Here is an 11466-nt window from a genome sequence, read left to right as displayed (position 1 = left end):
TTATGCGTCGCATTCGGCTCAGGTGGGGGTGATGGAGGAGGCGTTGTTGGAGGTGTTGGCGCCTCTTGTGCCGGTTTCGGGGCGGGTGCCGTTCTATTCGACGGCGGTGGGTGGGTTTGTGGGGACGGAGATGTTGGATGGGGGGTATTGGTTCAGGAATTTGCGTGGGCAGGTGGGTTTTGAGGGTGCGGTGCGGGAGTTGGTGGCGGAGGGTGCGGGGTTCTTTGTGGAGATGTCGCCGCATCCGGTGTTGGTTTCTGCGGTGTCGGAGACGGCCGGTGAGGTGGAGGGTGGTGATCGGGTTCGGGTGATCGGGTCGTTGCGGCGTGGTGAGGGTGGTCCGGGTCGGTTCGCGATGTCGCTCGCTGAGGCGCATGTGGCCGGCGTACAGGTTGATTGGTCCGCGTTCTTTGCCGGTTCGGGTGCCGGGCGGGTTGATCTGCCGGGGTATGCGTTCCAGCGGTCGCGGTATTGGCTGCCGGTGGGGGCCGGGGGCGGGGACCTGGCGGGTGCTGGGTTGGCGCGGTTCGGGCATCCGATGCTGTCGGCCGCGGTGCGGGTCGGCGACCGTGACGAGTGGGTGTTCACCGGGCGGGTATCGCAGGAGGCCCAGCCGTGGACGCGCGATCACGCGGTGTTCGGCATGGTGATCGTGCCGGGGGCCGCGCTGGTGGAGTTGGCGCTGGCGGCGGGGGCGCGCGCGGGGTGCCCGGTCGTCGAGGAACTGGTGTTGCAGGTTCCGTTGCTGCTGGCCGAGGGCGCGGCGCTCGATCTCCAGGTCACCGTCGGAGCGCCGGACGAGGACGGACGCCGTGACCTCGCGATCTACACGGCGCCGGGTGAGAGCGGTGGGCAGGAGGCCGCCGCCCAGCCCACCTGCCACGCCCGCGGCAAGCTCGGCTCGGAGGTCGAGGCTCCCGCGGTGCCGTTCCCCGCGTACTGGCCGCCGGAGGGCGCCGTCGCGGTGCCGGTCGAGGGGCTGTACGAGCGGCTGGCGGAGGCCGGTTACGAGTACGGGCCGCTGTTCCAGGGCTTGCAGGCGGCCTGGCGCGACGGCGAGCAGGTCTACGCCGAGGTGGTCCTGCCGGACGACCACGCCGGTTCCGGCCAGGGGTTCGGCATCCACCCGGCGCTGCTGGACGCCGCGTTGCACGGCAGCCTGCTGGAGATGCAGGCCGGCTCCCCGGTGGGCCTGCCCTTCGCGTGGTCGGGGATCAGGACCGGGCCGGCGTCCGGGCCGCGGGCCCGGGTCATGCTCACCCCCACGGGCGACTCCGCGTTCCGTATCGACATGGCCGACGACTCGGGGGCCGTGATCGCGGCGGTGGACGCCGTCGCCTTCCGTCCCGTCGACCAGGCGCAGCTCGAACGCGCGCAGGGCAACGGGCAGGACAGCCTCTTCACGGTGGAGTGGGTCCCGGTCCGGGCGGCGGACGACGCCGGGTTGGTGCCGGCCCTGGTGCCGGTGGCCCTGCTCGGCGGACCGGCCGGCCCCGGTGAGCGCTACGCGGATCTGGACGCCCTGGAGTCGACCCTGGCCGCGGGCGCGGCGGTGCCGGACGTGGTGGTCGCCACGGTCGGTGCCACGTCAGGTCCTGGCGACGAAGCCGACGCCGCACGTGCGGTGGCGGCGCGGACGCTGGAGCTGGTGCAGGGGTGGCTGGCCGCGGATGCGTTGTCGGGTGCGCGGTTGGTGCTGGTGACGCGGGGTGCGATCGCGACCGGTGGGGAGGCGCCGGATGTGGCGGCGGCTGCCGCGTGGGGTCTGGTGCGCAGCGCGCAGTCCGAGCACCCGGGGCGGTTCGTGCTGGTGGACCTGGACCCGGCCCTGGACCCGAAGTCGGACCCGAAGTCGGACCCGGAGTCGGACCTGGAGGCTGTCGGCGGGAAGGCGGAGCCGGACTGGGCCACGCTGGCCCTGCTCGACGAGCCGCAGGTGGCCGTGCGCGAGGGACGGGTGCTGGCACCCCGGCTGACGCGGGCCACCGTGCCCGCCGAGGGGCCGTGGCGGTTGGCGTCGGTCGCGAAGGGATCGCTGGAGGGCCTGGCGCTGGTTCCGTCCGGTGCCGATCGTCCGCTGGCGGCGGGCGAGGTCCGGGTCGCGGTGCGGGCCGCGGGGCTCAACTTCCGTGATGTGCTGATCGCGTTGGGCGTGTACCCGGGTGACGCGCCGCTGGGCAGTGAGGCGGCGGGGGTCGTCCTGGAGACCGGTCCCGGGGTCACGGACCTGGCGGCCGGTGACCGGGTGATGGGCCTGATCCTCGAGTCGTTCGGTACGGCGGCGATCGCGGATCGGCGGATGGTCGCGCCGATGCCCGAGGGCTGGTCGTTCGAGCAGGCGGCCGCGGTGCCGGTGGTGTACCTGACCGCCTATTACGGGCTGGTGGACCTCGGCGGGTTGGCGGCCGGGGAGCGGGTGTTGGTGCATTCCGCGGCGGGCGGTGTGGGGATGGCGGCGGTGCAGATCGCCGCTCATCTGGGTGCGGAGGTCTATGCGACGGCGAGTCCGGCGAAGTGGGATGCCGTACGGGCGTTGGGTGTGCCGGGTGAGCGGATCGCGTCGTCGCGTGACTTGGAGTTCGCGGAGGTGTTCGCGCGGGAGACCGGCGGTGCGGGTGTGGATGTGGTGCTGGACGCGTTGGCGGGTGAGTTCGTTGACGCCTCTCTCGGGTTGTTGCCGCGGGGTGGGCGGTTCCTGGAGATGGGGAAGGCGGATGTTCGCGACCCGCAGGCGGTGGCTGAGGCTCATCCGGGGGTGGAGTACCGGGCGTTCGACCTTTTCGAGGTGAGCCCTGAGCGGTTGGGGCAGATGCTCGGTGAGATTCTGGAGATGCTCGACGGGGGCGTGTTGTCCCATGCGCCCATCCGTACTTGGGATATCCGCCGGTATGCGGAGGCGTTCCGGTTCCTGCGGGAGGGGCGTAACACCGGCAAGGTGGTGTTCACGGTTCCGCAGCCGGCGGACCCGGGTCACGCGGTGCTGGTGACGGGTGGGACCGGGGGTCTGGGTGCGCTGGTGGCAAGGCACTTGGTCACTGTTGGTGGTGCGCGGCATCTGGTGCTGGCGTCGAGGCGGGGTCTGGAGGCTCCGGGCGCGGGCGAGTTGGTCGCGGAGTTGGAAGCGGCCGGGTGCCACGTTCGGGTCGCTGCGTGTGATGTGGCCGACCGGGAGCAACTGTCCGCTCTCCTCGGTTCGTTGGAGGTTCCGCTGGCGGGCGTGGTGCACGCGGCCGGCGTCCTGGACGACGGAGTGGTGGCGTCGCTGAGCCCCGAGCAGTTGGACCGGGTGATGCGGCCGAAGGTCGACGCGGCGCTGCTGCTCGACGAGTTGACGGCCGGCACCGACCTCCAGTCGTTCGTGCTGTTCTCCTCGGTCGCCGCGCTCATCGGCAATCCCGGGCAGGGCAACTACGCCGCCGCCAACGCCGTACTGGACGCCGTCGCCGCGCGGCGCCGGGCGCAGGGCCGTCCGGCCGTATCGCTGGCCTGGGGCCTGTGGGAGACCCGCACCGGGATGACCGGTGAGCTGGACGACGCCGACCTGACCAGGCTGAACCGGCTGGGTCTCCAGCCGCTGCCCACGGAGCTGGGGCTCGAACTGCTCGACGCGGCACAGCGGGTGGACGCCGCGCTGGTCGCCCCGGTCCAACTGGACCTCGCCTCGATCCGGGCGCAGGCCCGGCAGGGGATGGCGCCGCCCTTGCTCGCCGGACTCGTACGGGTCCAGGTCCGGCAGGCCCGGGCCGCGAGCGGGAACGGGTCGCTGGCCTCCCGGCTGGCCCAGGTGGGACGGGAGGACTGGGAGCAGGTGACGCTGGACCTGGTGACCGCGCAGGTCGCGGCGGTGCTCGGGCACGCGTCGGGATCGGCGGTGGACCCGGGTCGGGCGTTCAAGGAGCTGGGCTTCGACTCGCTCTCCGCGGTCGAACTGCGCAACCGCCTGACCCAGGCGACCGGCCTCAAGCTGCCGACCACGCTCGTCTTCGACCATCCCACCGCGATCGCCGTCACCCAGTACATGATCCCGGTCGCCATGCCCGGCACCGTGCCGAACGGCCGCCGCTCGTCGGAAGAGGACGAGATCCGGGACGTGCTGACATCGATCCCGATCAACCGCCTGCGGGCGTCGGGACTGCTCGACGCGCTCCTGGAACTGGTGAACAGCGCCTCGGACGACGGCTCGTCGGCGGAGGACAGCACCGAGTCGATCGACGACATGGACGCCGCGGCCCTCATCCGGATGACCGAAGAGACCGCAGTTTAAGCACAAGCGTGCCAACCGACTTACCCCCGCTTTGCGCCTGAACCTGGAGGAACAAGCATGGCTGGCGACCAGAACGAGCTCGTCGAAGCCCTGAGGCGGTCGGTCAAGGAAGCCGAGCGACTTCGGCAGCAGAACCGGCGACTCATGGCGCAGTCCACCGAGCCGCTGGCGATCGTGGGGATGAGTTGCCGGTACCCGGGTGGCGCGTCGTCGCCCGAGCAGTTGTGGGACCTGGTGGCGACCGGCCGGGACGCGATGGCGGGGCTGCCCGAGGACCGTGGCTGGGACCTGGAGCGGCTGCACGACCCGGACCCGGACAAGGTCGGGACGTTCTACGCCCAGCGCGGCGGATTCGCCGACGGGGTGGGCGACTTCGACGCGGGGTTCTTCGGGATCAGCCCGCGCGAGGCGCTGGCGATGGACCCGCAGCAGCGGCTGTTGCTGGAGGGGTCGTGGGAGGCGCTGGAGGACGCCGGGATCGACCCGGCCTCGCTGCGCGGCAGCGACACCGGCGTGTTCTGCGGCGTCGGCATCTCGGACTACCCGGGGTCGGGGTCGGCGCCGGGCGGCCGGTCGGACCTGGAGGGTTTCCGGCTGACCGGCGGAACGACGAGCGTGGTGTCCGGCCGGGTGGCGTACAGCCTGGGCCTGGAGGGTCCCGCGGTGTCGGTGGACACGGCGTGCTCGTCGTCGCTGGTGGCGATGCACCTGGCCGCGCAGGCGCTGCGTTCCGGTGAGTGCTCGCTGGCGCTGGCCGGCGGCGTGACGGTGCTGTCCACGCCGTTCCTGCTGGTGGAGTTCTCCCGGCAGCGCGGGCTGGCCGCGGACGGCCGGTGCAAGTCGTACGCGGAGGGCGCTGACGGCACCGGCTTCTCCGACGGTGTCGGCCTGGTCGTGATGGAGCGCCTGTCGGACGCCCGGCGCCGCGGACACCGGGTGCTGGCGGTGGTCCGGGGCAGCGCGGTGAACCAGGACGGTGCGTCCAACGGGCTTACCGCGCCGAGCGGCCCGTCGCAGGAGCGAGTGATCCGCGCGGCACTGTCCGCGGCCGGCCTGCGTCCCGACGAGGTCGACGCGGTCGAGGGGCACGGCACGGGCACGCGGCTCGGTGACCCCATAGAGGCGCACGCGCTGCTCGCGACGTACGGACAGGACCGCGAGGCCGGCGACCCGCTGTGGTTGGGCTCGATCAAGTCGAACATCGGCCACTCCTCGATGGCGGCCGGGGTGGCCGGTGTCATCAAGATGGTGCAGGCGCTGCGGCACGAGCGGCTCCCGGCGACGCTGCACGTGGACGCGCCGTCCTCGCAGGTGGACTGGGAGTCGGGTGCGGTCAGGCTGCTGACCGACGCCCAGCCCTGGCCGGCCGGTGAACGTCCCCGCCGCGCGGGCGTGTCGTCCTTCGGGATCTCGGGCACGAATGCCCACCTGATCCTGGAGGAGGCGCCCGCGCAGAGCGACAGCGAGCCGGAATCGGTCTCGGGTACGGGCACGGGCACGGGTACGAGCTCGCGGGCGTCCGCTCAGGCGGAACGGGAAGTCCGGCCGGTGGTACCGGTGTTGGTCTCGGCGAAGGATGAAGTGGCGTTGCGGGCGCAGGCCCGGCGGTTGCGGGAGCATCTGCTGGCGCATGCGGAGCTTGGTGTGTTGGACACGGCGTTCTCGGCCGCGACCACGCGATCCCACCTGGAGGAGCGGGCCGCGGTGGTGGCCGGTGACCGGGAGTCGTTGCTGGCGGGGTTGGCGGCGCTGTCGCTGGGTGAGCCGGGTGCGGGTGTGGTGCAGGGACGGGCGGTGTCGGGGAAGACGGCGTTCGTGTTCTCCGGTCAGGGGGCGCAGCGGGCCCGGATGGGCTTGGGGTTGGCGTCGGTGTTCCCGGTGTTCGCGCGGGCGCTGGACGAGGTGTGTGCGGAGCTTGATCCTTTGTTGGAGCGGCCGTTGTCGGCGGTGTTGGCGGCGGAAGAGGGCTCGGCGGAGGCCGGGTTGCTGAACGCGACGCAGTTCACGCAGGCGGGGTTGTTCGCGGTCGAGGTGGCGTTGTTCCGGCTGGCGGAGTCGCTGGGGATTCGGCCGGACTTCCTGGTCGGTCACTCGGTGGGCGAGATCGCGGCGGCGCATGTGGCCGGGGTGCTGTCCCTGCCGGACGCGAGCGCGTTGGTGGCGGCTCGGGGCAGGTTGATGGGTGCGTTGCCGGCCGGTGGCGGGATGGTGGCGGTGCAGGCTGGCGAGGAGCAGGTGCGGGAGTCGTTGGCCGGGTTCGAGGACCGGTTGTCGATTGCCGCGGTGAACGGTGCCCGGGCGGTCGTGGTGTCCGGTGAGCAGGAGGCCCTGGAGGAGTGGCTGCGGCTTCCGGTGTGGGAGGGGGTGAAGACGACTCGGTTGCGGGTGTCTCATGCGTTCCACTCGGCGTTGATGGAGCCGATGCTCGACCAGTTCGCGGAGGTGACGGGCCGTTTGCGGTTCGCCGAGCCCGTCATTCCGGTGGTGTCGAACCTGACCGGTGCGGTGACGGTGCCGGGTGAGTTGGCGGACCCGTCGTATTGGGTGCGGCATGCGCGGGAGGCGGTCCGCTTCGCTGATGGGATCAGCGCGTTGGCCGGTCTTGGGGTGACGCGGTTCCTGGAGTTGGGGCCGGACGGGTCGTTGACCGCGCTGGCCCGCCAGGCGGTGGAGGCCGCGAGCGGCGACGAGGCCGCCGGGCAGGCGGTGTTCGTGGCGGCGCTGCGGGCCCGGCAGGAGGAGCCGGCCGCGTTCGCCGGGTTCGCTGCGGCCGTGCACGCGGCCGGAGTGCCCGTGGACTGGGCCGCGTTCTACGCCGGCACCGGTGCCAGGACCGTATCCCTGCCGACATACGCCTTCCAGCGGGAACGCTACTGGCAGTTGTCGGGGGCCGGGGCCCAGGGCTCGGTCGCGGCCGGGGCCGAGCGTGTCGATCACCCCTTGCTGACCGCGGGCGTGCGGATCGGCGACCAGGACCAGTGGCTGTTCACCGGGCGGTTGGGCACGGACACGGACTCCTGGGTCACCGAGCACATGCTCTTCGGCACGGTCGTCGTGCCCGGCGTCACGCTGGTGGAGCTCGCGCTGACGGCGGGCGGCCACGTGGGCTGCCCGGTGGTGGAGGAACTGGTCCTGGGCGCACCCCTGTTGCTCGCCGGGGATTCCTCGGTGCAGCTCCAGGTCACCGTCGCGGAGGCCGACGAGAACGGCCACCGTGCCGTCGCGATCTACACCACCCCCGAGGGCGGCGAGCGGGGCGGGTCGATCTGCCACGCGCGGGGCGTACTCGCCGCCGAGACCGAGCCCGAGCCGGCCGCGGCCTGGGCGGCGCAGTGGCCGCCGCCGGACGCCGAACCGGTCCCGGCCGAGCGGCTCTACGACCAGCTCACCGACCTCGGATACGACTACGGGCCGGTCTTCCAGGGGATGCGGGCGGCCTGGCGCGACGGGGACGACATCTACGTCGAGGTCGCGCTGGCGGACGAGTACGCGGGTCCGGCCGGCGAGTTCGGCATCCACCCGGCGCTCTTCGACGCGGTGGTGCAGGGCGGCGTGCCCCTGTTCACCGGCGGCAGCCAGCACAAGATGCCGTTCAGCTGGACCGGTGTCCGGCTCGGGCGCCAGGGCGTCTCACGGCTGCGGGTCCGCGCAGGGGCCATCGGCGACTCCACGGTGCGGTTCGACGCGGTCGACGACTCCGGCGCCCCGGTGGTGTCGGTCCGGTCCCTCGTGCTCCGGCCGGTGGACCAGGCGCAGTTGGCGGGTGCCGCGCGGGCGGCCGACGGTTCGCTGTTCACGGTGGAGTGGGCCGAGGCCGCGGGCGCGAGCGGCGCTGCCCCGGCGAGCGTCGCGGTGCTCGGTGAGGTCGCGGTACCGGGTGCGCAGGAGGGTACGGAGGCCGGCGAGCGGTTCGCGGACCTCGACGCGCTGGTCGGCGCGGTGGCGGCCGGCGCGGCGGTGCCGGGTGCGGTGGTGGCGGCGGTGCCGTCCGGCGCGGCGCTCGACGACGGCGGCGCGGTGCTTGACGGCGGCGCGGCGGACGTGGCGGGGACCGCGCACGAGGTAGCGGCGCGGACGCTCGCACTGGTGCAGGAGTGGCTGGCCGCGGAGGCCCTGGCGGAGTCCCGGTTGGTGCTGGTGACCCGGGGTGCGATCGCGGTCGGCGCGGAGGCACCGGATGTGGCGGCGGCTGCCGCGTGGGGCCTGGTGCGCAGCGCGCAGTCCGAGCACCCGGGGCGCTTCGTCCTGGTGGACCTCGACCCGGAGCTGGACCCGAACCTGGACCCGGCCGGCCGCGACGCGACGGGCCCGGGGCTTGCCGCGCTCGTCGGGTACGACGAGCCGCAGGTGGCGGTGCGCGGCGGCAAGGTGCTCGCTCCGCGACTGACGCGGGCCGTCGTGCCCGCGGCGCCGGCGGCCGGGCCGCTGCTGGGCGCCGGCACGGATGGCGCGGTGCTGGTGACGGGTGGGACCGGGGGTCTGGGTGCCCTGGTGGCACGGCACTTGGTCACTGCCGGTGGTGCGCGGCATCTGGTGCTGGCGTCGAGGCGGGGTCTGGAGGCGCCGGGCGCGGGCGAGTTGGTCGCGGAGCTGGAGGCCGCCGGATGCCAGGTGCGGGTTGCTGCGTGTGATGTGGCGGACCGCGAGCAACTGACCTCGTTGCTGGGCTCGTTGGAGGTTCCACTGACCGGTGTCGTACACGCGGCCGGTGTCCTGGAGGACGGGCTGGTGGCGTCGCTGACGCCGGAGCAGGTGGACCGCGTGTTGCGGCCGAAGCTGGACGCGGCCTTGCTGCTCGACGAGTTGACGGCGGAGCTGGACCTGCGGTCGTTCGTGCTGTTCTCCTCGGTGGCGGCGCTGATCGGGAGTGCGGGGCAGGGCAACTACGCTGCTGCGAATGCCGGGTTGGACGCGTTGGCGGCGTGGCGGCGGGCGCAGGGTCGTCCGGCGGTGTCGCTGGCGTGGGGTCTGTGGGCGGCGGAGACCGGCATGACCGGGGAACTGGACGCCGCGCAACTCGCCCGGTTGGAGCGCATGGGTGTGCAGGCGCTCTCCTCCGAGCTGGGGCTCGAACTGCTCGACGCGGCACAGCGGGTGGATGCCGCGCTGGTCGCTCCGGTCCAACTGGACCTGGCCGCGCTGCGCGAGCAGGCCCGGGCCGGGACAGCCGTGCCGTTGCTCGCCGGGCTGGTCCGCTCGCCCGGCCGTGCGGGGCGCGCGGGCGGCGGAGGGTCGCTGGCGACCCGGCTCGCGGGAGTCGAGCGCGAGCAGTGGGAACGGGTGACGCTGGAGCTGGTGACCGCGCAGGTGGCGGCGGTGCTCGGGCACGCGTCGGCGTCCACGGTGGAATCGGGACGGGCCTTCAAGGAGCAGGGCTTCGACTCGCTCTCCTCGGTCGAGTTGCGCAACCGCCTGGTCCAGGCGACCGGACTCAAGTTGCCCGCGACCTTGGTGTTCGACCACCCGACCGCGGTCGCGGTGGCGAAGTTCCTGGTGACGCAGGTACCCGGTGCCGACGCGGGCGCCGGGAAGGCGGTGGCGGCGCGGGTTCCGGCCCGGCGGCGGGCCGACGTGGACGAGCCGCTGGCGATCGTGGGCATGAGCTGCCGCTACCCGGGTGGCGCGTCGTCGCCCGAGGGGCTGTGGGACCTGGTCGCCGAGGGCCGGGACGCGATATCGGGTCTGCCGGGGGACCGTGGTTGGGACCTGGAGCGGCTGTACGACCCGGACCCGGAGCGGGCCGGCACGGTGTACGCGCGCGGCGGCGGATATCTCGACGGGGCCGGCGAGTTCGACGCGGGGTTCTTCGGGATCAGCCCGCGTGAGGCGCTGGCGATGGACCCGCAGCAGCGGTTGCTGCTCGAAGGTGCCTGGGAGGCGCTGGAGGACGCCGGGATCGACCCGGGCTCGTTGCGCGGCAGCGACACCGGCGTGTTCTGCGGCGCGGTCGCCTCCGAGTACGGCCGGGGTGCGACGCCCGAGCTGGAAGGCTTCAAACTGACCGGCACCACGACGAGCGTGGTCTCGGGGCGGCTGAGCTACACCTTCGGGCTCCAGGGCCCCGCGGTCTCCGTGGACACCGCGTGCTCCTCCTCCTTGGTGGCGATGCACCTGGCCGCGCAGGCACTGCGCAACGGCGAGTGCTCGCTGGCCCTGGCCGGCGGAGCGACCGTGATGTCCGGGCCGTTCCTGCTGGTGGAGTTCTCCCGGCAGCGCGGCCTGTCACCCGACGGCCGGTGCCGGTCGTACGCGGCCGGGGCTGACGGGACCGGCTTCTCCGACGGTGTCGGCCTGGTCGTGATGGAGCGGTTGTCGGACGCGCAGCGTCTGGGTCACCGGGTGCTGGCGGTCGTTCGCGGCAGCGCGGTGAACCAGGACGGCGCGTCCAACGGGCTTACGGCGCCGAGCGGTCCGGCCCAGGAGCGGGTGATCCGGAACGCGCTGGCCGCGGCCGGGCTGCGTCCCGACCAGGTCGACGCGGTCGAGGGGCACGGCACGGGCACGCGCCTCGGTGACCCGATCGAAGCTCAGGCGCTGCTGGCGACGTACGGGCAAGGCCGCGACGCCGAGCGGCCGTTGTGGCTCGGCTCGATCAAGTCGAACATCGGCCACTCCTCGGCCGCGGCCGGCGTGGCCGGGGTGATCAAGATGGTGCAGGCGCTGCGGCACCGGCAACTCCCCGCCACCTTGCACGTGGACGAGCCGTCCTCGCACGTGGACTGGGAGTCGGGCGCCGTCAGGCTGCTGACCGAGTCCCGCCCCTGGACCGACCCCGGCCGGCCCCGCCGCGCGGCCGTGTCGTCCTTCGGCGTCTCCGGCACGAACGCGCACATGATCCTGGAGGAGGCTCCGGCGGCCGCCGAGGAGCCGGCGGAGCAGCCCGAGAAGAGCCTGCCGTTGGTGCCGGTGGTGGTGTCGGCGAGGGATGAGGTGGGGTTGCGGGCGCAGGCGGGTCGGTTGCGGGAGCATCTGCTGGCGCGGTCGGAGCTTGGTGTGTTGGATACGGCGTTCTCGGCGGCGACGACGCGGGCGCATTTGGAGCATCGTGCTGCGGTGTCTGCTGGTGATCGTGAGGGTTTGTTGGCGGGGTTGGTGGCGTTGTCGGTGGGTGAGCCGGGTGTGGGGGTGGTGCAGGATCGTTCGGTGTCGGGGAAGACGGTGTTTGTTTTTCCTGGTCAGGGTGCGCAGTGGGTGGGTATGGC

The 11466-nt window shown here is 73.0% G+C and carries 2 protein-coding genes and 1 pseudogene; all 3 read left to right on the top strand.

Features of this window, described 5'->3' with window-relative positions:
• A pseudogene (locus AB0399_RS39270) lies at nt 1-379 on the top strand (acyltransferase domain-containing protein); the annotation flags it as partial.
• 159 nt (nt 380-538) lie between these two features.
• Nucleotides 539-4264 carry an SDR family NAD(P)-dependent oxidoreductase gene (locus tag AB0399_RS39265; RefSeq protein WP_366414542.1) on the top strand — a complete coding sequence of 1242 codons (3726 nt, stop codon included), beginning with the start codon at nt 539-541 and terminating at the stop codon, nt 4262-4264.
• A 57-nt stretch (nt 4265-4321) separates the two neighbouring features.
• Nucleotides 4322-11466 (top strand): SDR family NAD(P)-dependent oxidoreductase (locus tag AB0399_RS39260; RefSeq protein ID WP_366414541.1); only part of this gene is annotated, 7145 nt, incomplete at its 3' end.

The sequence above is a fragment of the Streptomyces sp. NPDC088194 genome (assembly GCF_040702025.1).
Taxonomy (GTDB): domain Bacteria; phylum Actinomycetota; class Actinomycetes; order Streptomycetales; family Streptomycetaceae; genus Actinacidiphila.
The sequence above is the reverse complement of the archived record's forward strand: the minus strand, read 5'-3'. Positions and strand labels throughout refer to the sequence as shown.